This is a genomic window from Wolbachia endosymbiont (group A) of Lasioglossum morio (genome assembly GCF_947250585.1).
Classification (GTDB): domain Bacteria; phylum Pseudomonadota; class Alphaproteobacteria; order Rickettsiales; family Anaplasmataceae; genus Wolbachia; species Wolbachia pipientis.
Map to the genome: position 1 here is coordinate 1240584 of NZ_OX366327.1, position 24057 is coordinate 1264640.

The window sequence follows — 24057 nt, forward strand, 5'->3', positions numbered from 1 at the left end:
TCATAATAGTCACTCTGCCTGTTGCTTGATGAAAACCCGTTTTCCTTTGTAACTGCCATCAACTGCTACGTTATGAGGCAACATGAATTCCCCAGTTGTTGAACATACCACAACATTCTTAGGCTCAATAGCATGATGAGAACGATGCATATTACGCCTTGACTTTGACTTTTTTCTTTTTGGAACTGCCAAAACTTCCTCCATTCTACTACAAAATTCAATTCATTAGTAACATGTTTTTTACAGGAAGTAAACAGGGATAGTAAAATAAGTAAGGTTTGCTTATGTAATTGAGTTCTATAGCTAAAGTGGCTCTACAATTTGAAAAACCGTCATTCCGCTACTCGTTAGCGGAATCTATACCGCGAATGAATTGCGGTATGACGTAGGGAAACCTTTCTTGGGTTAAGCTTTAAATTAAAACATCAAGTATATTGAACTTAAAACATATCTCAGCTATACTTTGCGATAAAGTTAATAAAAATTTTAATAAAATCAGTAAGACTAACCTCTAGCTAAAATGAATACAAAGTGAGCTTTTTTGATATAAATAGTGTTAGAATAATTGGTAGGTACTTTATCAATTTTTTGTTAAGGCTTGGTAGTGCATTCATATTTTTTATTCAATCTCTATACCACTGCCTTGTGCCACCATATTATTTTAGCAACATAGCAAGACAAATTATAGAGATAGGCTTTTTCTCTCTGCCAATTGTTGGGCTCACTGGAGTTTTTATAGGAGCGGCAATAGTTTTACAAAGTAGCTTGAGTGACCCATTAATTAACCAAGAACAGATAATACCCAAACTTGTTACGATCACTATTATTAAAGAGTTAGGACCAGTTTTGATCAGCTTAATAATGGTAGGAAAGGTTGGATCATCAGTTGCAGCAGAAATTGGTACAATGCGCATCACCGAGCAAATAGATGCACTTACAACCTTGAACATCAACCCTTTTAAATATTTAATTGCACCAAGGATTTTAGCGTCAATCATAGTATTTCCCATACTTACAGTATGTGCAGATTTAATAGGAATATTTGGAGGATGTATCACTGCAGTCTTCGAATTTAACCACAATTTAAATATATACATTAAACACACAGCTCAGTTCTTTAATACGTATGATTTTATAACTGGGCTAATAAAAGCAACTGTATTTGGCGCCATAATTTCTGTCTCAAGCTGCTATTACGGTTACCATTGCAAAGAAGGTGCACGAGGAGTAGGTGTTGCTACAACATCAACTGTTGTTTTATCGTCCATACTGATCATTTTAGCAAACTACATGATTACTTTGATACATGCGTAACCCCATAATATCAATATTGAACTTAAGCTTATCTTTTGATGATAGGACAGTACTAAAAGATCTAAATTTTGATATATTAAAAGGGGAATCATTAGTCATACTTGGTGGCTCAGGAAGCGGCAAATCTGTATTAACAAAAACAATTATCGGTTTGCTTGCTCCAGACTCAGGGTCTGTTAAAATAAATAGTAAAAGCAAAAATAAATTTGGGGTTTTATTTCAAAATTCCGCTTTATTTGACTACGTTACAGTGTGGGAAAATATATCTTTTAATTATAAAAAGCGCTTTAATATCAGCAAAAAAGAGGCAAAACAGCTAGCAATCGAGAAGTTAAATGATGTTGGACTGGAGGAAAGCATAGCAGATATGTTTCCAATAGAGCTATCAGGTGGAATGAAAAAAAGAGTGGCACTTGCAAGGGCGATTGCACACAATCCAGAAATCATTATTTTGGATGAACCAACTTCAGGATTGGACCCAATTATGTCAGATATAGTAAACGAGATAATAATAAAATTATCTAGAGATCTTAACCCTACAATTATCACGATTACACATGATATTCATAGCGCATTTAAAATAGCTGATAAAATAGCAGTATTATATGAAGGGGAGATCATTTCCCATGGAACTGTTCAGGAAATACAAAATACTAATAACGAATATATAAAAAAATTCATTCATTATATATAGCTAAAGATATATACACTATTGCTAACAGTCATATTTTTAAGTTTTAACTTTGTAAAAGGTAGTGGACATTGGAATTCAGATTTTTTTCAAACTGGATCCTATAGCTAACACGTCATACCGCGATTCATTCGCGGTATCTCGGCATAGATTCCGCTAACTAGTAGCGGAATGACGAATTTGTCGTTTTTCAAATTGTCGTAAGTCAGTTTAGCTATATATAGGATGACAGAAATTGTTTGTATTAGCTATATTCAAAAGCTCTATTGATATTTTGCAATATTTGTGATAAAATAATAGCTTAAGGTTGAGAGTAAAAATTTATGAGTGAAGCTCAAGGTCCAAATATTGCAGAATGGCAAGCGCAGCAGCAACACCAAGAGGCTGCTGGTGAGAAAAGTGGTTTTGGTCTTGGTCATAGTGACTCTGTTTCAACAGTTGTCGATGGAATGAAATGGTTGTTCAACTTTCATGAAGGAGCAATTGCTGCTTATAGTAACGTGTTTGAAGGTTTGGTGAGTGGCAGTAGTTTAGTAACATTGTTTGGAAAGTCAGGTAATATGTTTGGCATAAAATTTCTTGAAGGCCTTGCAGAATATTTTTCAGGTGGAGGTGGGGAAGATATGCCATCAGAAGGAATGGATATGGCTCATGGTGATGAGGGACATCACTCAGATGATTACCCTCATGCCAATAACGAAATAGCTCATAATGCTGATGGTTTGCAAGACATGCATGATGCAGGTAATCACCATGGTCAATCTTTTTCACCTGGTCCTTCACCATCTGTTGGCGATGACCACGGACATGAACTTGGTTAAACACTTAAAAACTATTGAATAGTTGGAAGAAGGCCTAATAAGAAAAGTTGCTGTTGTTATGAGTTTGTCTTAGTGAAAAAGGTTTCAGTTTTAGGGTCAACAGGAAGTGTTGGAAAAAAGACTGTAGATTTGCTCTCAAAGAGAAAAGAAGAATACCAAGTGGAAGCACTAAGTGCCCATTCGAACTTTGCTCTACTGGCACACCAAGCAAAACTGCTGAATGCAAAATACGTTGCTATCTCCGATGAAAGGTTTTACAAAGATTTGAAAGAAAGTTTACTTGGTACAGATGTAAAAATAGCAATTGGTGCTACAAATATTGCTGCTATACCTGTTGATCTCTCAGTTGTTGCAATAGTTGGCATTGCAGGCCTTGAGCCAGTTATGGAGGTTATAGAAAGCGGTACCAAAGTCATTGCATTGGCAAACAAAGAAAGCATTGTTTGCGGTGGAAAGTTATTACTCAAAAAAGCTAAAGAAAAAAATGTACAAATAATCCCTATTGACTCTGAGCACAATGCAATTTTTCAAATTTTGCAAAATAACGACAAATGCGTAGAAAAGATCATACTTACTGCTTCTGGTGGACCATTCTTAAATTATAGCCTTGAGCAATTAAGAAATATCATGGTAGATCAGGCGCTTAGTCACCCCACTTGGAATATGGGAAAGAAAATCTCGGTTGATAGCGCAACAATGATGAATAAGGCACTAGAGATAATAGAAGCACATAACTTGTTTAACATCAGCCCGGATAAAATTGAAGCAGTAGTGCATCCTGAGTCAATAGTACATGGAATTGTAACTTATAAGGATGGGTTCAACTTTGCTGTGCTTGCAGAAACTGACATGGCAATTCCTATTTCATATGCTCTATCTTGGCCGGAAAGATCAGCTTTAAATTATAAACTAGACCTAACAAAGCAAGGAAAATTGACCTTTCAAGAGCCAGACCATAAGCATTTCCCTGTGCTAAAGCTTAGCATGGAAGTGTTAAACTCTTCTACTCCACAAACAAACAGTATTGTGCTCAATGCTGCAAATGAAATAGCTGTTAATGAATTTTTGAAGTCACGAATCGGCTTTTTGGAAATAGTAGAGGTAGTGGAATCAACAATGGAAAGTTTTGGTAGTTATACCGATATTAATTCACTATCTGATATAATAAATATTGATTGTGAAAGTCGTATTATTGCTCACAAAATTGTTGAAAGTAAAGTTGTTGCGTATAGCTAGAGTAATGTAACCAGACTGCATTCTGTGATTTTTTTTTAGCAAAGCACGATACACAATCGTCATTCCGCTACTAGTTAGCGGAATCTATGCCGAGATACCGCGGCGGTATGACGGTTCGCGGTGGTATGACGGTTAAGTAATTCGTCATCCCGCTGCTTGTTAGCGGGATCTAGAGATACCGCGGCGGTATGACGGTTCGCGGCGGCATAGCTATCTTCAAAAATATGGTTGAATAATTGTTAATAATAGTGTATAATTATTAATATTTTTAAGCACTTTGGCTATGGCTTTATCTAAGTTTCTCGACCCTAAGCTGGATTTAACCTTCAAAAAAATATTTGGCACTGAAAAAAATAAGAATATTCTCATACATTTTTTGAATGATATTTTAGGATTTACCGAGATAAATACTATACAAGAAGTGGAATTCCTCAGTACTATAATGGATCCTGAAATTGCATCTGATAAGCAAAGTATAGTTGATGTTCTTTGCAGGGATTCTAGTGGAGCTAGGTATGTGATTGAAATGCAGCTCACTCGCGATAAAGGCTTCGAAAAACGAGCTCAACTATATGCTGCTAAGGCTTACTCAAGGCAAGCTGATAAATCTGGTAAGTACATTGATTTAAAGAAGGTTTTCTTTATTGCTATCTCTAATTGTAATTTATTTCCTGATAAGCTTGATTATATATCCAGCCACACTATAAGAGATGAGAAAACCAATGAGCATGACTTAAAAGATTTTCAATTTGTATTTATTGAACTACCTAAATTTCCTAAGAATAAGGAAGAACAGCTAGAAAGCATAGTGGATCGTTGGTTATTTTTCTTCAAATATGCAGATGAAACTACGGAAGAAGACTTAAGGAAAATAGCAGAAAAAGCACCAATAATAAAGTTAGCCTACGATGAATTAGACAGGTTTAGCTGGAATGAAAAAGATTTAGTAGCTTATGAAGAAAGAATAATGGATCTACGGAAAGAAGAAGCCATTCTTGAATACAGACTTGACCTTGCTACTGAAAAAGGCATCCAAATTGGCGAAGAAAGAGGCATCAAAATCGGTAAAGAGGAAGGGAAAATTGAAGTCGCAAAAGCAATGCTGGCTAATAATGTTGATGTCAACACTATTGTCAAGTTTACTGGCCTTTCTATTAGTGAGATTGAAGAATTAAGTGTGAACGGTACAGAGTAATTTCAAAGTGCATTTGCAGTTGGAACGGATACATTTAATGAGAGTCCCATTTCACGGTGTTCAAATCTACTCCTTCTTGTACCATCTCCCAAAGTGGGCTCATTTCTCTCAGTCGGCCAACATTTTTAGCAACAAGATCTGCTGCATACAAAACTTCTTCTTTAGTTGTAAATCGGCCTAGGCCAAATCTAATTGATGAATGCTCAAGGTCATGGCCATTATTTAGCGACCGTACTACATAGGAAGGCTCAAGAGACGCAGACGTGCACGCAGAACCAGAACTTACTGCTAAATCCTTGATTGCCATGATGAGAGACTCACCCTCAATATAGGGAAAGCTCAAGTTTAGGTTGCCAGGAATTCTATTTTCATAATCACCATTTAAAACGATATCAGGAAACGCTTCTTTTATCTTGTTATACAAAATATCCCTTAATTCTTCCACTCTAGTTGTTTCTTTTTTCATTTCTTCTCTAGCAATACGTGCCGCTTCACCAAAACCAACTGCAAGAGGTGTTGGAACTGTTCCAGAACGCATGCCTCTTTCCTGTCCACCACCACTAATTAGTGGTATCAGCCTAACACGAGGATTCTTTCTACGTACATATAATGCGCCTATTCCCATAGGTCCATAAATTTTGTGGCTAGAGAGACTCATAAGATCAATGCACATCTCATTAACATCAATTGGAACTTTTCCAAAGCTTTGAGCTGCATCTGTGTGGAAAAATATATTATGCTTTCTACATATTACACCAATTTCTTTGACAGGCTGAATTACTCCGATTTCATTATTTACCATCATCACTGAAACCAGGATTGTTTGATCAGTAATTGCTTCCTCAAGCTTTGATAAATCTATAATTCCGTTTTGCTTAACAGGCAAATATGTAACTTTAAAGCCTTCATTTTCCAGATGCCGACAAGAATCCAGAACACACTTATGCTCCGTGCAGACAGTTATTATATGATTTCCTTTATTTTTATAAAAGTGAGCAACACCCTTGATTGCCGTATTATTTGACTCAGTTGCACCTGAGGTAAAGATAATTTCTTTGCTATCTGCGTTCACCAGATCAGCGATGTGTTTCCTTGCTTTTTCCACTGCTTCTTCAGCAGTCCAACCAAATGAATGGCTGCGAGAGTGTGCATTGCTGAACTCACCAAAGTAAGGTATCATCACCTCTAAAACACGGGGATCTACTTTAGTAGTAGATTGATAATCAAGAAATATTGGTAATTTTATTTTAGCATCGTGTATTTTTTTACTTTCAACATTCATAAAGCTACCACGGAGACAAAATTTACAATTATTTTATAGCATTAAAACTTAATTTTTTCAAGATATAATCTTGCATCAAGTACAAAAGTGTCATCCAAGTAGCTGACACATAACTGTACGAACATTTATTTGCGAAAGCAATGTGTTAAATGTTATAGCCAGTTTTGCCTCAAACACAAAGGCAGTGCCCAGACACTGGGATGACACCCTATTGGTGGCAATTGCTTCCAAATCATAATGTTTGTACAGCTGTGCGCCGTGCGCTGGAATCCGTTTTAGCCCTTATCTATATCTCAGTTCCACCAACAGTTATTGCGTCGACTTTGAGTGTCGGCTGACCAACTCCAACGGGCACATTTTGTCCATCTTTCGAGCATGTGCCAACACCAGGATCTAACTTTAAGTCATTACCAACCATAGATACTTTTTTCAACACTGTTGGACCGTCACCAATTAGTGTTGCTCCTTTTACTGGCTGTGTAATTTTGCCATTTTCTATTAGGTAAGCTTCCGAAGATGAAAAAACAAATTTTCCTGACGTTATATCAACCTGCCCACCACCGAAATTTACTGCATATAGACCTTTCTTTACGCTAGATATTATTTCCTTCGGTGTATACTTTCCGGGCAACATATAGGTGTTTGTCATGCGCGGCATAATAACTTCTTTATAACTGTCTCTTCTACCATTACCAGTTGGGCTTACACCCATGAGTTTAGCGTTCATATGATCCTGCATGTATCCTTTTAGGATCCCATCCTCTATCAATATATTATAACTGGGTGGAGTGCCTTCATCGTCTACGCTGATAGAGCCGCGCAAATTGGGCAGAGTTCCGTCATCAACTACTGTGATGTCACTAGCTGCTACTTGTTTACCCACAGAATTTGAAAATGCTGAGACTTTTTTGCGATTGAAGTCGCCCTCAAGTCCATGACCCACGGCTTCGTGTAACAATATTCCTGGCCAGCCTGGACCTAAAACGACTGTCATTTCTCCGGCTGGAGTTGGAATTGCTTCAAGATTTACCAGTGCTTGTTCTAACGCTTGGTTTGCAACTTCTTTCCACTTTTTCTCAGAAATAAACTTACTATAAGAGTCCCTTCCACCATGCCCTGCAGAACCTCTTTCGGTACGGCCATCTTTTTCTACAATGACTAGCACATTAAAACGTACCAGAGGCCTGATATCGCTTAATCTGTGATCACCCTTTATTATTTGTACAACTTGCCATTCTCCACTTAGAGTTATTTTTACTTGCTTCACGCAGTTATTTTTGGACCTTACATACTCATTAACCTCATTGAGTAGCTTAATCTTTGAATTCAGATCCATTTCATTTATAGGGTTAATCCTCGAATATAGGCTTTTTGTCTCTTCGTTTAAATTTATTGAATTTGTCTTGTTTAAAGACACTGAGCTTTTTACCATAGAAGCAGCATTACTAATTTCTTTTTCGCTGATCTCAGAAGAACAAACGAAAGATGTACTATCTTCACAAAAAGACCTTAAACCAAATCCCCTTCTAGTATTCAAGTCCATGTGTTTTAATATGTTATCCTCAAAAACCAGGGACTCCGACTGGCAAAATTCTAGAAACAGCTCACCACCATCGCTATTGCTCAAAGCGTTATTGACTATTTTATATACGTTATTAATATTAACATTGTTTTGAGCAAAAAATATTTGATCTAGATTTGGCATTACCTTTGAACTAAAAATTGTTTAAGTATATTATTTAACTTTAACATAGTAAACTATAAAAAGCCCGGGTGGCGGAATTGGTAGACGCGCTAGCTTCAGGTGCTAGTAACTTTTTAAGTTGTGGAAGTTCAAGTCTTCTCTCGGGCACTCTTAGCTTCCATATTGCTTATTGAATTAATTAATGTTATAATATAACATATTAGGTAATATTTATGCTATGTATGGTGAAAAAGATAAGTTAGCCTACAGAAAGAAGGTACGAACTTACTCGAAACGCTTAGTTACTACACTATCTACTATCTCTTTCATTGGATACATAGCGGCATTGGTCTTGAATATTCCTGTCTTAAGTCTGTATTTTAGTATTGCCGGCACTATATTCAGTGCACTTTCGTTTGCTTTAAATATATGGTCACTAAATGATCATTCCCGACAACAGAATCTTAATAAGAAATCTGGCATAAAAAACACTCCAGGACAAAAAAAGTTAACAAAGATCTATCTTGATATAGCATCCAGTGCTTCATTTCTAATAGGAGGTATTGCATCTATGTCGCTTTTTGAGTCTTCTGTTATTTATTTTGTTTCTACGCCTTTTTTTATTCTAGGCTGTGTTATTATGGCAGCTAATATCGTTCAAACTATGATTAGTGAACCACAGACAAAAAACGCCCTTGAGAATCTCTCTTCAAATACTGCAAGAGTACAAGCTTAAGTATTAACTTATACAGGAATATTAGCTATATAATTCCACTGAAGGAAGCCATTCAAAAGAGTTCGATGTAATTAGCGTCAAAAAAGTGTAAGCAGAAATTGTGGGCTTATTGGGGTAGGAGCGCTTAGTACTCCTACTTCCACATCAATTACTTGAATAATTGCTCAAGCTATCAAAATAAAAGTTTTTATTCAGTAATTTGTGTATAAAGGGTACTATTTTACTGGTAGTAAAATAAATCAGAATGAAGTCTATTTTATTAACGAGGCCTTTATTGGATTCGTTCAATACAAGAAATATATTGAGAAAGTATGGATACAAAGTTTATATAGAACCAGTATTCACAATAAAGTACTTAAATCCTGATATATCTGCGTACGAATTTGACGTTGTGATATCTACAAGTAAAAACAGTGTAAAGGCTTTTAGTCAAATATGCAAAGAGGATGACTTTCCGATTATTACAGTTGGTAATTCAACCATGCAGGCTGCAAAAAATTTGGGATTTTCTGATATAATCTCAGCAGACAGCAACGTTGATGGTCTGATATCATTCATAAAAGCTCATTATTCAAACGCAATAAAGTTCTTGTATATAAGGGGACAAGAAGTATCATGTGACCTAAAAAAGAGATTATCTGAAGAAGATTTTAACGTAAGAGAAGTTGTACTCTATAAAACAATCATTAAAAGGAGTCTAACTAATAGGTGTAAAAATTTACTGTTGGATGGTAAAATTGGTAGTGTTGCTTTTTTTTCCTCACAGACAGCAAGGGTATTTTGTTCATTAGTTCTAAAAAGTGGGCTATCTCATGTGATGAATAATACAGTTGCATATACCATGAGTAAAAACATTGCTGATAGTTTAAAGTTAATCAAGTGGAAAAAAATTATAACATCGAGGTTGCCTACTGGGGAGAGTTTAATTGATATAATTAATAAGGATTGCTGATGCTAAAGATTGCAACTTGGAATGTAAACTCCATACGTAAAAGAGTTAACCAACTTTGTAGTTTTATAGTTGATAGTCAGATAGATATAGTTTTGCTGCAAGAGATAAAATGTACGGAAGAGCAATTTCCTTATGCGGAGATAGAAAAGTTAGGATATGAATATGCTATCTATGGACAAGTTGCAAGAAATGGCGTTTGTGTTTTATCTAAATATCCGATACTGGAGAAGTTTAAAATTGACATTGTGGAAAGTCATCAAGAAGCACGTTATATAGAGTGCGTGATAAAGTATACCAATAGTAAGATAAGGGTGGGAAGTGTATACGTTCCAAACGGTCAAAGCCCGGACTCTCAAGCATTTGAATATAAACTCAAGTTTTTTGATAATCTATATGAAAGGATGAGCACTCTGTTAAAGAATGAAGAGTTAACTATTATAGCTGGCGATTATAATGTTGCACCGGATGAAATTGATGTCTTTGATTCAAACTTATTGAATGGCCAAGTGTGCTTTCATATAAGAGAACGTGAGAAGTTAAGAGCGATCTTGAATCTTGGGTTTAAAGATGCGTTTAGAATATCTCACCCAAATTTGCAACAATTCACTTGGTGGCATTATCAAGGCAATTCACTCAGAAATAATCAAGGAATGCGAATAGATTATATGCTGTTATCACCACAAGCTGTAGATAAATTGGAAACATGCTACATAGATGATAGATTGCGTAAGCTAGAAAATCCGTCTGACCATACTCCTGTTGTATGTGCTATAGAATAATAGCAGATCTCTTACACAATTCACTTTTAGCAAACCTGAGTAGTCTTACCTTTGCTGCTCTGTGGTTCTTCCCTTCGTTTGTTTTCCTTTCCTGTCCAAGATTGATCGCGCTGCTCACTCTTTTCGTTTTCCCTGTTGTTTCTCTGGGAAATTTGCTCAGGAACAGGTTGTTGTTCACTCTTTTCTTTTCCTTGGGAAATTTGTTCAGAAACAGAAATGGGTTGCTCACTCCCTTTAGCCTTCTCGACTGGGGTTCCTAAAATTTTATTAATGCCATCGCTAATTTCATTACCCCATTCTTTTCTTTCCTTTTCATCCCGTGAATGAGGGTTATACAAAGTACCTTTTTTGTCATTTGAAAAAAGAACTCCCGCTCCTCCTTTTATGGCGAATATTGCACCAATAGCAGCAACAACTACTCCGAGTGTAGTAGGACCAAAAATTAACATTGGAATAGTGGAAAGAAGGACAGGAAAAAAGATCTTGCTTAAGAACGTTGTTACCATCTCTTCATCACTGAGTGGTGGTTCATCCTCTTCTTTCTTGTCTTTACCTAAGAATGGTATTTTTTCTTTCATCCCATCCATAAAGGAGCCAGAAATATTTTTCGGGTCTATTTTGATCCCTCCAATTAGCAGCAGCAGCATTTCCAATACAAACTTTATGGATGAATCTTTAGCTTCTGTACCGCGTATATCAGCTACACAGTCATCTACTACTTCTTTTATTTTACCATTCTTGAGATTCTCCTCATTAGCTAATTTTTTCTCTCTAATTTTCTCAAATACGGAAAGTAAAAACTGAGAAAAATTCTCTTCACTGAGTGATTTTATATCTTCTGGATTGACATTGTTGAATATCTTTCCACTATTCTCAAATACAAAAGTAAAAATTTTCTTTTCATTTTCATCCTGTAATCGAGGTAACCGTTCCTTTAATGACTTCAGATCACTCTGTAATTTTTGTTTTTCTTTCAATTTCTGTTTCTTCTTTTCTATTTCCTGTTCCTTCTTTTCTATTTCCTGTTTCGTTTGCTCTTCTAGTTTTTCTGGATTTTTAAAAATATCTAGGAAAGTACGATAGATTAACTGATGTTTCTCTTTTTCAAATTTAAAAACTTTCTCATCTTTGTTAGTTACCTGAGTAGGTAACTTTGGAGGTTTTGAACTTTTTACTTGTGGGCCTATCATGGCTGACCTATTTGCATTTGCTATGTTCTATTCTAACATATTTTTCGTATTAGTTCAAATGATTTATACTCCTAGAATTCACGATGTTTAAGTCATAATTAAGGGAATTTAGACCCCAGTTGTCGCCAACTTTTATTTCTACTTCAAGTGGTACAGAAATTTCTATTGCATTTTCCATTATATCTTTCATAAGTTTTGCTGTTTCTTGTACCTTTTCGTCCTCTACTTCAACCAGTAGTTCATCGTGAACCTGGAGGATTATTTTACCTACTTTCAATTGGTCAAAAAGCTGAATTGTTGCACGTTTTATTATATCAGCAGCGGTTCCTTGCAGTGGTGCATTTATTGCTGCCCTTTCTGCAAATTGTCTTACATAAGGAATTGTATTGTTTATGTCTCTTACAAAGCATCTCCTGCCAAACAAAGTTTCTACATAACCATGCAATCTTGCGATAGACACTGCTTTTTCCATATAGACCTTTATTTCTGGGTAACAGGAAAAATAGTAATTAATGTATTCAGCAGCCTCCGCAATGGTAATTCCAAGCCGCTTTGCAAGACCAAATGGGCTAATGCCATATATAATTCCAAAATTAATGGATTTTGCTTTGCGTCTTAATTGCTCATCTATTTCTTGCACTCCAAAAACTTGCCTAGCGGTGATATCGTGAATATCTTGTTCGTTTGCAAAAGCTTCTTTAAATGCTGCAACGTTTGCAACGTGTGCCAGGAGTCTCAATTCTATTTGTGAATAGTCAGCAGAAATTATCTTATGCCCTTTTGGCGCAATAAATGCTTGTCTGATAAGATTTCCCTCTTCGCTTCTGATAGGAATGTTCTGTAAATTAGGATTGCTGGAGCTCAGCCTTCCAGTTGCAGTTGCAGTCGTTGAAAAGCTTGTGTGTATTCTACCATCAAGTGGATCAACTTGCTTTATTAATGCATCAGTGTAGGTGCCTTTTAATTTACTTAAATGTCGCCAATTTAAGATTTTACTTGCGATTTCTACCCCTTCTTCTTCGAGTGCCTCTAGAACTTCATAATTGGTGCTATACGATCCAGATTTTGACTTTTTCTTTTTATTAAGCCCCATTTTATTAAATAAAACATCACTTAATTGCTTTGGCGAAGCAATATTAAATTTTTCCTCTGCTAAGTTATATATCTCATCTTCAAGCACGGCAATTACCTGCTGAAATTTATCGGACAATTCCTGTAATTTTTGTATGTTCAGTAATATCCCATTTTTCTCCATATCAAATATTACTTTCATAAGTGGCTTATCGAAGCGCTCGTAAATTGTGAACAATTTTTCCTGAAATAACCTTTGCTTTAGCTTTTCATGAATTGCTATTAAAGTTTTTGCCGAGAAAATTTCTGCATTTTCACTTAAATTATGCGCAACTATGTTTGGAATGCTGTGGTCATGTTTTCCTGTATCCAAGCTATACGACATTATCATCAAATCATCAACTGAATCTAACATCTTCTCTATTGCAGGGAAGATTTTCCTGATCTCTTTAATGTTATGTATTATTTTAAGCACCCCATTTGAGAGTAAAGTTGAGTTAATTGTAATGAGTGCATCTTGTATGCTGTCTTGCTCTATATAAAAAATATTACTTTCGCTATAAGATAGACTTAATACATTGTTTTCAAGGTGGTAATGAATTGCAATTTTGCCTTCATATCTACAATGCTCTAAAAATTTCTCTAACTCTTCACTACTATATTCTGTTTTCTTTTCTGTGCTAGACCCATTATAGGAAAAAAGCTTTTCCATTTTACCTATTAAAGAATTGAATTCATACTTCTTTAAAAAGGATAACAGTTTTTCCATATTTGGAGGGCGAACTTCATATTTTGCAATATCATGTTGAAGGTCTACTTTTTCACATAGTGATAAAAGTTCTCTTGAAATTAGTGCTTTTTCCTTATGTTCGGTAAGAATATTACGAATCCTCGTTTGCTCGATGTTATCAATGTTCTCTATAATATTATTCAATGAATCAAATTCATCCAGTAATTTAGCTGCAGTCTTCGGACCTATTCCTGGAACACCTGGAATGTTATCGGATGCATCACCAGTCAGAGAAAATAAATCAAGAAGCTTGTTTGAATTTACACCAAATTTTTCTACTATTTGTTTTTCATCTATGTATATATTTTTAATAGGATCAAATATTAGAATGTTGTAATTCAAAAGCTGGAACAAATCTTTATCTGATGAAACGACTACCACTTTAAAGTCTTGGTAGTTGGCGTATTTTGCAGCTAGCGTTGCGATTATATCATCTGCTTCATAACCTTCAATCTCTTCATAGCTGAGGTTAAAAGCTTCTACCGCTTCCCTCAGTATGGTGAACTGTGGAGTTAGATCCTCAGGAGGCGTTACTCTGTTCGCTTTGTACTCAGGATATAAATCGTGCCTAAAATTCTTTTTTCCTGCATCAAGTGCTATAATTAAGTAGTCTGAATGGGCAATGTACTTAAGAACCATATTCAGAAAGCCATATACACCACCTATTGGCATTCCTGTTGTGGTAATTAAGTGAGGTAGTACATAGTAAGCTCTGAAAAGAAAACCATAGCCATCGATGATTGTGAAAGTTTTTTCTTTCATTGTAGATATTTATGCGTGCTTTTGATGGTCCACTATTTAGCTGAGAAAATCAAGTTTTTGTTTTTCTGCTTTTGAGCGTTGTAAGAGATTTTACCGAAAATAGCATTCATGATGGGGATGTACACATATGTAATATCAAAACCTAGTAGAAGAAATTTGACCTTACCCAGAAAAAGTGGAGAGAAAGTGTGGAATGTTTTTTACAAAAAGAATGATGCATCAAATTGTTCTGGAATGCAATAGTTATAGCTCTTTTTACAATAATCCGAACAGACCGTAATATGCTACTGGCCTGCTATAGCCATAAACACATATCTTATCGCATTCGGACTATTATAAGAAAGGCTATAAGAGGTTGTCCACAAACCAGTAAATCAAGCATATTCCCTACTTAACATAACTTTACTCATAGCCAGATATATGAAACTTTCAGTAGATGTTGTAAGTAAATCGTACTCCTTTGATAGCCTTCTATTTCTATTGATCCAAGCAAAAGTCCTCTCTACCACCCACCTTCTCGGCTGTACTGAAAATCCAGGATCCCGTTGTGGCAATAGTTCTAGTGGTGTATCTTTATGCACCCAAAACCTACATGGAGGCCTTTTGACAATTTCAATATCTATCCCATATTCTCTCTTTACGTAATCCTTTAAATCTTTTCCTTGGTATCCCATATCAGCCCACATTTTCTTAATATTGCTGTATTTTTCCTTCATATTGTCCAATGCCATCTTCACCCCATCTCTGTCATTTTCGCTTGCAGCTCCTACATAGCAACCAAGCACAAATCCTTGAGTATCTGTGATTATATGTCTTTTTCTCCCCTTTACCTTTTTCGCACCATCATAACCTTTGACCCCCCTTTTTCCGTGGTTTTTACCGATTGACTGTCCACTATGCATGCGCTCGGCTCCTCATTTCTTCCCATTTTTGACCTACTATATTTAGTGATATCATAGTTCATTTTCTCAAAAATTCCCTGCTTTTTCCATCTTCTAAACTGTTCATGCACAGCCTTCCACGGCGGAAAATCGTGTGGTAAATAGCGCCATTGACATCCTGTGCGCAGTATATAAAGAATTGCATTTACTATCTCACACTTACTGTATTTTGGTGGCCTTCCTCCTTTCTTGTACGATACTCTGAAGTGTTTTTCTATTCTTGCCCACTCCCTTTTACTTAAATCTGTTGGATATTTTTTCCTCATCTCTTACCTCAATATTCTTTCTTTATATACTACGTATTCCTTGGTTTGTGGACAACCTCTAATAGTGACGTTGTTTGTTATAAAAAATTTCTATGTATTCAAATATTGCAGTTCTAGTTTGTTGAGCAGAGTGTTGTGAAGTATCAATAAGTATTTCTCTTTTCAATGAGCTAAAGAAGCTTTCTGCAACAAAATTGTCGTAACAACAGCCTTTATTACTCATCTATATTCTTTACAGCTAAGAGATATTGATACCCTTGCGCAGTATATTGTGAACCTTGGTCACTGTGCAGCAGTAGATTTTTAACAGGTTTACGCCTATTAATGGCCATTAATAAAGAGTTCATAACCAATTGTTTATTTATTGCACTACTCATTAACTACCATACGTGAGAATTATTGCTGCCAAATATAGCCATCCCTCCTTGGTTTTGATGTAAGTAATCCCATACTTTATTTGGTTGATCAACAATAAAGTTTTGATCTAGTATATTGGGAGCTACAGCTCTATTATCTGTTTGTTGTTTTTTAATTTTAAACTTTCTTCTCAGTATAGCCCTGATGTCATTTTTCTGCATAATACTTTGCACCGTTTTCAAATTGCAACTTTTACCCAAAGCCTTCAATTCAGCATGAATTTTAGGAGCTCCATATCTACATTTAGAAGCTTGATATATTTTTTGAATATCTGCTAATAACTCTTTATTTGCTGATTCTCTACTGCTTATTTTTCTTGTGGTCCACTTATAGTAGCCACTAGCAGAAAATCCTACATAATTCCTGTACTTTATAGCAGTTACTATATAAAAAAATATTTTACTCTTTTTGACTGGCCAGGGCTTTTTTTTAAATGTCTCTTTCCCTTGTTACTCTTGCTTTGTAAATCAAACCTCTCTTTGTCGTAAGGAGCCATGTTACCTCTACCTGGAAATGCATCTGCTGCCGACTTTTTTTCGTTGTGTTTCTTTATCCATTTTCCTAATAAACCACCCTTTATTCCTAAATCTCTTGCTATTTTTGTAATTGTTTGACCTGCCTTTCTTTGTTCATTTGCCAGTTTAACAGCTTCCAATTTGAATTCTGCCGTATATTCTCTTACCATTTCTAATCCTCCAAAATTTTATTTTACCCGAAAAAACTCTTTTCTTTCTCTCCACTTTTTCTGGGTAAGGTCACTATTTCTTAAGTAATTTACACTTCAGAGTTTATCTGCTTTAAAGTTTACTCTATTCTGTTTCAGCATTTGTCATAAATCCTTAATTATTTCTGACTTTTTAGTTCAGTTTTTAACCATTCTTTCCTTAACTTAATGGCAGTGACAATAAGCCTATCTATCATTCTGATGTGATTTCAGTTTTGTTTACGTGCAAACTCTCTAATCCCACCTTGTAGTTAGGATAAATTAGAGAGACATTAAGATCTTTTTTAATTTTAACATTACTTACTCTCTTTGATCCTAAATAAAAACTCTGTGCATAATCTGGTAACTCAATTGGTTCTGGAGGGCTAACATTGAGAAGTTTGGTCGCATATATTACCACTTCAGATTGTGTAGTGGGTAAATCGTCTGCACAATTGTATATTTCACCAGGTTTTATGTTTTGCATGGAAGAAAATAAAATATTCGATATATCTTCAACGTGAATACGAGAAAAAAAATGCCCTTCTTTTTTCACATTTCTTGCTTTGCCAAGCTGCAAGTCAATTAACACGTTCCTACCAGGACCGTATATTCCAGCTAAACGAAAAATATGTACAGGCAGTTTGCTATTTAGCCACTTCTTTTCAGATTTAAGGCGCTTTTCTCCTCTGATTTCTATAGGTCTTGTTTCAGATTCCTCATCCACCCAATTACCAGAGTGATCACCATAGACGCTAGTTGCAGACAAATAACCAAGCCATTTTACATTTTGCAGACAATCACCGTATCTCTCCACAACATCATCGCCATCTGGAGGAATAGAAATTAAAACGTGCGTTGCGCTTTTAAGCAGATCTTGACTAACTTTCTCATAATTAAAGAGGATTACATCTTGTATATTTTTACTTCTTGATGTGCCACTGACTTTCCAACCTAAGTTCAGTAATTTTTTCGATAAAAATTTAGCTACATATCCATAACCAAAGCAAAACAAGTGCATGAAAATTAATTTTTAAAATTCTTCTTGATAAATTCTACTCCTAATTTTATTCCCTCTTCATTAATAATATGCCCTAATGCATGAATTGGGTGTCCTTCAACATTTACTCCATTTTCTTTCAGAGCTTTAACCGCTAAGTCGAGGGACGAAAAAGGTACCACGTCGTCAGCATCACCATGGATAACACATATGTTAGGTTTTGACTTGATCTCTGGTGCAGTTTTTGAAGGTGAAAGAAATCTACCAGAGTATGCAACAACTGATGCACAGGATTGAGAGCGGGTGAGAGCTGTATGTATTGCAAGCATTGCTCCTTGAGAAAATCCAACTAAAGAAAGTTGCGTATCTTTTAAATTAAGCTCCTTTAATTTTGTATCAATGAAATGATTTACAATTGATGTAGCATTTTTTACTCCATTATATAGCGCTTCCTCACTACGATCTTCCAAACTGAACCACTGATAACCATCACCTATTTCTCTCTCAAACGGAGCATTGGGTACTGCAAAATATGAACCCAGTAAAAACTTGCTCATAACTTTGGCAAGGTGAATAAAATTATCGCCACTTGAGCCCCAACCATGTAAAAAAATAATCAAATTTTTCTTATTTCCGCCTGCACAAATTTCTGGACCTCTAAGTTCAATCATTTTTTTTCCTTTTGCGTTTATATTTTTATCTAACACTAATTTTCAAATTTGTAAAACCAATGTGCAATTACGTTCCCGATACTATAGCTAAAGTGACTTAGGTTCATCGACGATTTGAAAAACCGTCATTCCGCTACTTGTTAGCGGAATCTATACTAAGATACCGCGAATGAATCGCGGTATGACGTAGGATTGCTGTCATTCCAGTGCTTGACACTGGAATCCAGGAAACTTAACTTTACACCAGGTAATAAGAACTGGATCCCAGTGTCAAGCACTGGGATGACACCTCTGGGCACTGCCGTCATAAAGGAACCAGTGTCAGCTACTTTCATGACATCAATAATTGACCTCGACTTACCGTCCAACTAGAAAGTTGTATATAGAATGACAGAAATCCAGATGTTATTTATTTACTTTCGATCTTTTCTATCAATTTTTTAACTAAGCCTCTTAGCTTTTTACTGGATTCATCAAGCTCTTGAATCTGCGAGCTGCGCTCTTTCATTAGTTCCTTATAGTTACCTCTTATGTAGTCAATCATTTCCTTCATCTGAGCAATCATCTTGTTAACATCCATACTGCCCAAATCAGGTATCATGCCAGGCATAGCCCCTTCTAACATACCGCCAGCCATAAGCTGCTGAGACATTTGCATAAATGGTTTTAAAGCCTGATTAAGCAATTCAGGATCCTTGGCTAATTTTTCTATTTGCTCTTTGCAAGTATCCATATACTGCTTCATAAATTCATCTTCTTGCCCTTTGTCTATCATAATTATAACCTACCTAAAAATACGTGTCCTTTATTATATATTATTTTAAAATTAAAAACAATACAAAATACCTGTCACAATTGCATTAATACTTTTTAAATAATAAAAAATGCTCCTTTGCTTATAAAGGGTCACATACTTTCTTTAACCACTCCTTATCTTTGACGCTATTTTCTAAGTTTTTATAGACAAATTGATGGTAGCCATTTATCCATTCAATTTCATCCTTAGTAAGCATTTGCACACTTATTAGCCTTCTATCATATGGAATAGAGGTTAGTTGTTTAAATCCCAAGAAACCATTTTTATGTTTATCAACATACATCAGATTTTCAATCCTTATTCCATACTCTCCCGGAATGTAATAGCCAGGTTCGTTGGATAGTATCATGCCTGGCGTGAGTTTCACTTTATTTCCCTTTGATATTGCTTGTGGTCCTTCGTGTACTGATAGGTAACTTTCTACTCCATGCCCTGTACCATGCATATAGTCCATTCCAAATTTCCATAAATGCGTACGTGCTAATATATCCAATTCTCCACCAGTAGTGCCAGGAGGAAAGATGACACTTGCTATAGCAATGTGAGCTTTGAGTACTATTGTATAGTGGGTTATTTGTTCATCAGTTGGATTGCCAATTGCTACAGTTCTTGTCACATCAGTTGTGCCGTCAAGGTACTGGCCACCAGAGTCAATCAAATACAGTCCATCTTTCTGAATTACTTTATTCGTCTTACTGCTTGCACGATAGTGAATTATTGCTCCATTCTCATTAAATGCTGAAATTGTTGGAAAACTTAGTTGCTTAAACAAATTCTGCTCTTTTCTGTATTCTAAGAGTTTCTCTTCAGCTTCAAGCTCTGTACCAACATTATTTTCAAGCCAATGTAGAAAGTTTGTAACTGCCACTCCATCTTTAATGTGCGCATTTATAGCTCCAGCTATTTCAGTTTGATTTTTTACTGCTTTATGAATTAAACAAGGATCCTCTCTTTCAGCTACCTGTTTATCTTTTATTACAGCCATGATACTCATTGGAGTTGTGCTTGGATCCATGACTATTGAATTTAGCTTGTGCAGCGAATTTTCTAGCTCACTAATATCAAAAATATTTATATGATTGCCTAAATTTGCTTCTATAGTTGAATGTTCTTTATCTTGAATAAACAAATCAACATTACCGCTTTTATACAATATAGCACGGCCCAATATACATGGAGTATATTTAGCATTTTCATTTCTTAAATTTAACAACCATGAAATTGAATTTGGATCAGTTAAAAGCACTGCTTCAGCTTCTTTATCTACGCTTCTAGCTATTTTTTCACATTTGTCCTTACTACTTTCACCAGCATATTTAATAGAATGTAAAACCACTGCTTGTTTTCGATAGTCACTTTTTTTTCCAGCTAAACAGGGTATTAATTTACAGATATTCTCATACTTTCTTATATCTTCTATGGTAAAATATTGCAAATAATAACCTAGTGAGGCAGTCGATGTTAAGTTTGCTTTTATCCATTCGCGTGGATCCTCTTCTTGTATATTATATACTTGAAAATTGCCCTGATCGAGCTGATTGCGAGCTTGTGTGATGTAGCGTCCATCTGTAAAAAATGGGCACTTGTTGTCTTTTGTAACGATAAGTAGCCCATTTGTTCCTGTAAAGCCACACAGCTTTGTTAGCTCCTCTGAATACTCATTTAAATATTCATCTTTAGTATGCAACATAAATGTATCAACGTTTATCTCGTGCATAAAAGAACGAAATTCTTCGATTTTTGACATAGAACACCTCATACAAAATTAGCAGCCACTTTCGTTTTCCTGTTTCTCAAATACACTAATATGCTCACTATCGCTGCAGGAGTGATGCCTTGTATTTGCTTTGCAATGCCAATCGTCGCTGGTTTTATCGTCTGCAACTTTTCTATTACTTCACTTGACAGGCCTTTAACTTGTGAATAGTTGAAGTTGATTGGAATTTGAGTATTGATTTCCTCTCGTAAAAACTTCATATCTGCTTCTTGTCTTATTAGATAAGGTTTGTATTTTGCTTCAATTTCAACCGCTTCGCATATTTCATTCTTAGTTATGCTACCCACTGCGGTGTCATCCCAGCGCGTGACGCTGCTTAACTCCGGCCATATTTCTTGTAATTTATTCCAGTCGATATTTGGATAGCTAAGTAGATCTAGTGCCGTTTTTCTTATCCCATCATAAGATATTTTGATACCATAAGACCTAAGCTGCTCAGGAGTAATCGTCAAACTCTCTAGTTTTTCTTCAAGTTGCTTAATAGATTTAAGTTTATTCTGTAAAACAGAGTATCTCTCATGCGACACAAGGGAAATATCATAACCTTTTTGTGTTAATCTCCTATCTGCATTATCTGACCTGATAGCTAGCCTATATTCTGCACGCGAGGTAAATAATCTATAAGGTTCGATCACCCCTTTGGTGACTAGATCATCTATCATTACGCCGATATATGAGTCTGTGCGATGAAGAACAAAGCTTTCTTTTTTTCCAGATGAAGAGAGCGCTGCATTGATCCCAGCGATAACTCCCTGTCCTGCCGCTTCTTCATATCCAGTGGTGCCATTAATTTGGCCAGCAAAATATAGGCCTTTAATTTTCTTAGTTTCAAGAGTATGGCTTAGTTCTCGTGGATCAATATAGTCATACTCAACTGCATATCCAGGTCTTAGTATTTCTGCATTTTCAAGTCCCTTGATACTCTTTATCATTTCACACTGCACTTCAATAGGCAATGAATTTGAAATTCCGTTCGGGTATATAGTATCATCATTCAAGCCCTCTGGTTCTAAAAATATTTGATGACTACTTTTTTCTGCGAATTTTTTAACCTTAGTTTCAATGGATGGGCAGTATCTTGGTGCTATAATATCATCCAAATACGAAGAAGCTGACCTGTGCAGATTCTCTCTAATTATTTTATGCGTGTTTTCATTAGTATGGGTAATAAAGCATGATACCTGAGGTTGGTTAATTTTTTCTGTGAGATAAGAAAACGGCACAGGTGGATTATCACCCACTTGTTCTTGCAATATTGACCAGTTTATAGTGCCACGATCAAGCCTTGGCGGAGTTCCGGTGCGCAATCTACCTAATTTAAAATTATATTTCTTCAACGTATTTGCAAGTTCTACTGCAGGCTTATCTCCCATTCTCCCTGAAGGAGTTACCTGCTCTCCTATATGAATTACACCTTGCAGGAAAGTTCCCGTAGTTAAAACAACTTTACCTGTTAGTATATGTTCCCCTGAGCTTGTTATTACAGCTTTAATGCACAATTCTCCATTGTTATTACTCTCTATAAGGAAATCGTCAACCGACTCTTCTTTTACCGTCAAATTGTTATAATTTAGAATAATTTCCTGTATTGCTTGCTTGTACAATTTTCGGTCTGCCTGTGCACGTGGTCCCCACACCGCCGCACCTCTGCTGCTATTTAAAATGACTGAGTGTATACTTGCTTGATCGATTGCTCTTCCCATTATTCCATCAAGAGCGTCAACTTCCCTGACTACAACGCCCTTTGCAACTCCTCCGATTGCTGGATTGCAGGACATTTCCCCTATAGTTGAAATTTTATGAGTTATAAGCAGCGTGTTTGCACCAAGGCGAGCTGCAGCAGCAGCAGCTTCGCACCCTGCATGACCACCACCTACTACTACTACGTCATATTTATGCATGCCTTCTTGAGTAATTCTTACCCTACTAATATTCCGACTATTAGCGGTTAATGTCAAATTTTGTTATTCCAATGCTGCACACTGGAATAACAGAAAGCTTACTTGATTAGTTTAAACTGGCTCATTCATGCACCTTGTTTGAAGAAAAGCGCTCAACTATAGGTGATATAATATAATTATCCACTTTATCAGTTACAAAGCACCCTGCAATTGGTGCTATGGCTCCTATTACAGCACCTGTTAAAGCCAGTGATTGCATCCCAAGCATTGCACCAGGAAAAATAGCAGTTGCAGCTGCAGCAAGGCCAACTCCGATTGCAGCGCTTACAGCTGTTAATGTAATGGCGCTAATTATCTTAAATCCATCGTTTACCCCCCTTTTGTAAGCCGCCATTAAAGCTTCTGACAGGTTTTTTATATAATAAGGAGCTATACACCACCCTGGAAGTATAGAACCAATAACTCCACCTACAACTAAGGGTGATAAAGCTGTAAAACTCAATCCCAAACCTGCAAACCCTCCTAGCACAGCACCTAACCCTGCTATAACCATTAAACCTTTTACACGTTCAACCGTTTTAGACATATAACCCTCCTAATTAATAACAACAATTTTTTTGTGAGCTTTAAGCCCTCTCTATTGCCATTGTAATTAGGTTGATTGAATAAGCAAAGTAATGTTTTTATGTTGGAAACAAGAGCGGAAGAAGGGCCTTGACCTTAACTATTTCAATCATCAGTGGCTAATGTATAGCTAACCCCACGTCATACCGTCACGGTATCTCTAGATCCCGCTAACAAGCAGCGGGAAGACGGTTTTTCAAATTATCGGGTTTTAGTGGGGCGAGCGACCAGGATCGAACTGGCGACATTCAGTACCACAAACTGACGCTCTACCAACTGAGCTACGCCCGCCAAGATATAAAATATCTAACATACAAGCGCAAATAGTCAATTGATTATTTAACTCTCCTTTTGCAGAGGGTTTTAAGTTTAGCCAATAAATATTTTCATTGATACTTTTACCATTATAGTTAATCGTATTGACACTAATGAAGTAG

The 24057-nt window shown here is 36.0% G+C and carries 22 protein-coding genes, 2 tRNA genes and 1 pseudogene; 9 read left to right on the forward strand and 16 right to left on the reverse strand.

The window, feature by feature from the left end; genetic code table 11:
* Positions 1–9 precede the first annotated feature (9 nt).
* Positions 10–192, reverse strand: coding sequence for a 50S ribosomal protein L32 (rpmF, locus tag OOK89_RS06095; protein ID WP_010962967.1), 183 nt, complete (start codon positions 190–192; stop codon positions 10–12).
* A 339-nt stretch (positions 193–531) separates the two neighbouring features.
* On the opposite strand from rpmF, the gene OOK89_RS06100 reads away from it, so the two are divergent.
* The 5 genes from OOK89_RS06100 to OOK89_RS06120 all read left to right on the forward strand — a co-directional run bounded on the left by OOK89_RS06100 (position 532) and on the right by OOK89_RS06120 (position 5257).
* Entirely contained in the window at positions 532–1314 is a 783-nt protein-coding gene (locus OOK89_RS06100) for an MlaE family ABC transporter permease (RefSeq protein WP_015589313.1), read from the forward strand.
* A complete protein-coding gene (locus tag OOK89_RS06105; protein WP_006279859.1) occupies positions 1307–2008 on the forward strand; it encodes an ABC transporter ATP-binding protein in 702 nt (233 codons plus the stop codon). The genes OOK89_RS06100 and OOK89_RS06105 overlap by 8 nt, the downstream gene beginning before the upstream one ends.
* Positions 2009–2328: 320 nt before the next feature.
* Positions 2329–2826 carry a hypothetical protein gene (locus OOK89_RS06110; RefSeq protein WP_264718979.1) on the forward strand — a complete coding sequence of 166 codons (498 nt, stop codon included), beginning with the start codon at positions 2329–2331 and terminating at the stop codon, positions 2824–2826.
* A 72-nt stretch (positions 2827–2898) separates the two neighbouring features.
* On the forward strand, positions 2899–4062 hold the full coding sequence (dxr, locus tag OOK89_RS06115; RefSeq protein WP_264718980.1) for a 1-deoxy-D-xylulose-5-phosphate reductoisomerase: 1164 nt from the start codon (positions 2899–2901) through the stop codon (positions 4060–4062).
* 283 nt (positions 4063–4345) lie between these two features.
* Positions 4346–5257: an Rpn family recombination-promoting nuclease/putative transposase gene (locus tag OOK89_RS06120; RefSeq protein WP_155969034.1), complete on the forward strand. Its 912-nt coding sequence runs from the start codon at positions 4346–4348 to the stop codon at positions 5255–5257.
* A 34-nt stretch (positions 5258–5291) separates the two neighbouring features.
* Here the strand turns inward: OOK89_RS06120 and OOK89_RS06125 are convergent, their stop codons facing one another.
* The 3 genes from OOK89_RS06125 to tldD all read right to left on the reverse strand — a co-directional run bounded on the left by OOK89_RS06125 (position 5292) and on the right by tldD (position 8244).
* The gene (locus OOK89_RS06125) at positions 5292–6539 is read right to left on the reverse strand and encodes an IscS subfamily cysteine desulfurase (protein WP_006280131.1); all 1248 of its coding nucleotides are present in this window, start codon (positions 6537–6539) and stop codon (positions 5292–5294) included.
* Positions 6540–6629: 90 nt separating this feature from the next.
* Positions 6630–6770 carry a hypothetical protein gene (locus tag OOK89_RS06130; protein WP_153296798.1) on the reverse strand — a complete coding sequence of 47 codons (141 nt, stop codon included), beginning with the start codon at positions 6768–6770 and terminating at the stop codon, positions 6630–6632.
* 55 nt (positions 6771–6825) lie between these two features.
* Positions 6826–8244 (reverse strand): metalloprotease TldD, encoded by a 1419-nt coding sequence (gene tldD, locus OOK89_RS06135; RefSeq protein WP_012673328.1) that lies wholly within the window; start codon positions 8242–8244, stop codon positions 6826–6828.
* 62 nt (positions 8245–8306) lie between these two features.
* On the opposite strand from tldD, the gene OOK89_RS06140 reads away from it, so the two are divergent.
* The 4 genes from OOK89_RS06140 to OOK89_RS06155 all read left to right on the forward strand — a co-directional run bounded on the left by OOK89_RS06140 (position 8307) and on the right by OOK89_RS06155 (position 10690).
* Positions 8307–8391 (forward strand) — tRNA-Leu (locus OOK89_RS06140).
* A gap of 70 nt (positions 8392–8461) precedes the next feature.
* Positions 8462–8959 carry a hypothetical protein gene (locus tag OOK89_RS06145; protein ID WP_012673329.1) on the forward strand — a complete coding sequence of 166 codons (498 nt, stop codon included), beginning with the start codon at positions 8462–8464 and terminating at the stop codon, positions 8957–8959.
* Positions 8960–9203: 244 nt separating this feature from the next.
* The gene (locus OOK89_RS06150; protein ID WP_264718981.1) at positions 9204–9911 is read left to right on the forward strand and encodes a uroporphyrinogen-III synthase; all 708 of its coding nucleotides are present in this window, start codon (positions 9204–9206) and stop codon (positions 9909–9911) included.
* On the forward strand, positions 9911–10690 hold the full coding sequence (locus tag OOK89_RS06155; protein ID WP_264718982.1) for an exodeoxyribonuclease III: 780 nt from the start codon (positions 9911–9913) through the stop codon (positions 10688–10690). The genes OOK89_RS06150 and OOK89_RS06155 overlap by 1 nt, the downstream gene beginning before the upstream one ends.
* 26 nt (positions 10691–10716) lie before the next feature.
* Here the strand turns inward: OOK89_RS06155 and OOK89_RS06160 are convergent, their stop codons facing one another.
* From OOK89_RS06160 to OOK89_RS06230, 12 genes and pseudogenes are all read right to left on the reverse strand, one after another.
* The gene (locus OOK89_RS06160) at positions 10717–11880 is read right to left on the reverse strand and encodes a hypothetical protein (RefSeq protein WP_264718984.1); all 1164 of its coding nucleotides are present in this window, start codon (positions 11878–11880) and stop codon (positions 10717–10719) included.
* A 49-nt stretch (positions 11881–11929) separates the two neighbouring features.
* Positions 11930–14503 (reverse strand): DNA polymerase I, encoded by a 2574-nt coding sequence (gene polA, locus OOK89_RS06165; RefSeq protein ID WP_264718985.1) that lies wholly within the window; start codon positions 14501–14503, stop codon positions 11930–11932.
* Positions 14504–14877: 374 nt separating this feature from the next.
* A protein-coding gene (locus OOK89_RS06170) for an IS5 family transposase (RefSeq protein WP_264718686.1) occupies positions 14878–15710 on the reverse strand; the annotation gives its coding sequence in 2 pieces (ribosomal slippage) (positions 14878–15344 and positions 15344–15710; 834 coding nt in all).
* A gap of 58 nt (positions 15711–15768) precedes the next feature.
* Positions 15769–16812: pseudogene (locus OOK89_RS06690) on the reverse strand (IS3 family transposase).
* A 232-nt stretch (positions 16813–17044) separates the two neighbouring features.
* Positions 17045–17851, reverse strand: a complete 807-nt coding sequence (locus OOK89_RS06195) for an SDR family oxidoreductase (RefSeq protein WP_006280462.1) — start codon at positions 17849–17851, stop codon at positions 17045–17047.
* Between the two features lie 5 nt (positions 17852–17856).
* The gene (locus tag OOK89_RS06200; RefSeq protein WP_319803651.1) at positions 17857–18501 is read right to left on the reverse strand and encodes an alpha/beta hydrolase; all 645 of its coding nucleotides are present in this window, start codon (positions 18499–18501) and stop codon (positions 17857–17859) included.
* Between the two features lie 155 nt (positions 18502–18656).
* Positions 18657–18869 carry a hypothetical protein gene (locus tag OOK89_RS06205; protein WP_121692655.1) on the reverse strand — a complete coding sequence of 71 codons (213 nt, stop codon included), beginning with the start codon at positions 18867–18869 and terminating at the stop codon, positions 18657–18659.
* 41 nt (positions 18870–18910) lie between these two features.
* Entirely contained in the window at positions 18911–19276 is a 366-nt protein-coding gene (locus tag OOK89_RS06210) for a hypothetical protein (protein ID WP_044471285.1), read from the reverse strand.
* 121 nt (positions 19277–19397) lie between these two features.
* Positions 19398–21065 carry an aminopeptidase P family protein gene (locus tag OOK89_RS06215; protein ID WP_264718990.1) on the reverse strand — a complete coding sequence of 556 codons (1668 nt, stop codon included), beginning with the start codon at positions 21063–21065 and terminating at the stop codon, positions 19398–19400.
* 8 nt (positions 21066–21073) lie between these two features.
* Positions 21074–22996 carry a tRNA uridine-5-carboxymethylaminomethyl(34) synthesis enzyme MnmG gene (gene mnmG / locus OOK89_RS06220; RefSeq protein WP_264718991.1) on the reverse strand — a complete coding sequence of 641 codons (1923 nt, stop codon included), beginning with the start codon at positions 22994–22996 and terminating at the stop codon, positions 21074–21076.
* Between the two features lie 121 nt (positions 22997–23117).
* On the reverse strand, positions 23118–23582 hold the full coding sequence (locus OOK89_RS06225) for a hypothetical protein (RefSeq protein WP_253303535.1): 465 nt from the start codon (positions 23580–23582) through the stop codon (positions 23118–23120).
* 253 nt (positions 23583–23835) lie between these two features.
* Positions 23836–23911, reverse strand: a tRNA-His gene (locus OOK89_RS06230).
* Between the last annotated feature and the right edge of the window lie 146 nt (positions 23912–24057).

What these genes read in the sequence shown, in the direction of transcription:
- OOK89_RS06105 (WP_006279859.1), top strand. Translation starts at nt 1,307, where the DNA reads ATGCGTAACCCCATAATATCAATATTGAACTTAAGCTTATCTTTTGAT.
- OOK89_RS06110 (WP_264718979.1), top strand. Translation starts at nt 2,329, where the DNA reads ATGAGTGAAGCTCAAGGTCCAAATATTGCAGAATGGCAAGCGCAGCAG.
- OOK89_RS06120 (WP_155969034.1), top strand. Translation starts at nt 4,346, where the DNA reads ATGGCTTTATCTAAGTTTCTCGACCCTAAGCTGGATTTAACCTTCAAA.
- OOK89_RS06125 (WP_006280131.1), bottom strand. Translation starts at nt 6,539, where the DNA reads ATGAATGTTGAAAGTAAAAAAATACACGATGCTAAAATAAAATTACCA.
- tldD (WP_012673328.1), bottom strand. Translation starts at nt 8,244, where the DNA reads ATGCCAAATCTAGATCAAATATTTTTTGCTCAAAACAATGTTAATATT.
- OOK89_RS06145 (WP_012673329.1), top strand. Translation starts at nt 8,462, where the DNA reads ATGTATGGTGAAAAAGATAAGTTAGCCTACAGAAAGAAGGTACGAACT.
- OOK89_RS06150 (WP_264718981.1), top strand. Translation starts at nt 9,204, where the DNA reads ATGAAGTCTATTTTATTAACGAGGCCTTTATTGGATTCGTTCAATACA.
- OOK89_RS06155 (WP_264718982.1), top strand. Translation starts at nt 9,911, where the DNA reads ATGCTAAAGATTGCAACTTGGAATGTAAACTCCATACGTAAAAGAGTT.
- OOK89_RS06160 (WP_264718984.1), bottom strand. Translation starts at nt 11,880, where the DNA reads ATGATAGGCCCACAAGTAAAAAGTTCAAAACCTCCAAAGTTACCTACT.
- polA (WP_264718985.1), bottom strand. Translation starts at nt 14,503, where the DNA reads ATGAAAGAAAAAACTTTCACAATCATCGATGGCTATGGTTTTCTTTTC.
- OOK89_RS06195 (WP_006280462.1), bottom strand. Translation starts at nt 17,851, where the DNA reads ATGCACTTGTTTTGCTTTGGTTATGGATATGTAGCTAAATTTTTATCG.
- OOK89_RS06200 (WP_319803651.1), bottom strand. Translation starts at nt 18,501, where the DNA reads ATGATTGAACTTAGAGGTCCAGAAATTTGTGCAGGCGGAAATAAGAAA.
- OOK89_RS06210 (WP_044471285.1), bottom strand. Translation starts at nt 19,276, where the DNA reads ATGATAGACAAAGGGCAAGAAGATGAATTTATGAAGCAGTATATGGAT.
- OOK89_RS06215 (WP_264718990.1), bottom strand. Translation starts at nt 21,065, where the DNA reads ATGTCAAAAATCGAAGAATTTCGTTCTTTTATGCACGAGATAAACGTT.
- mnmG (WP_264718991.1), bottom strand. Translation starts at nt 22,996, where the DNA reads ATGCATAAATATGACGTAGTAGTAGTAGGTGGTGGTCATGCAGGGTGC.
- OOK89_RS06225 (WP_253303535.1), bottom strand. Translation starts at nt 23,582, where the DNA reads ATGTCTAAAACGGTTGAACGTGTAAAAGGTTTAATGGTTATAGCAGGG.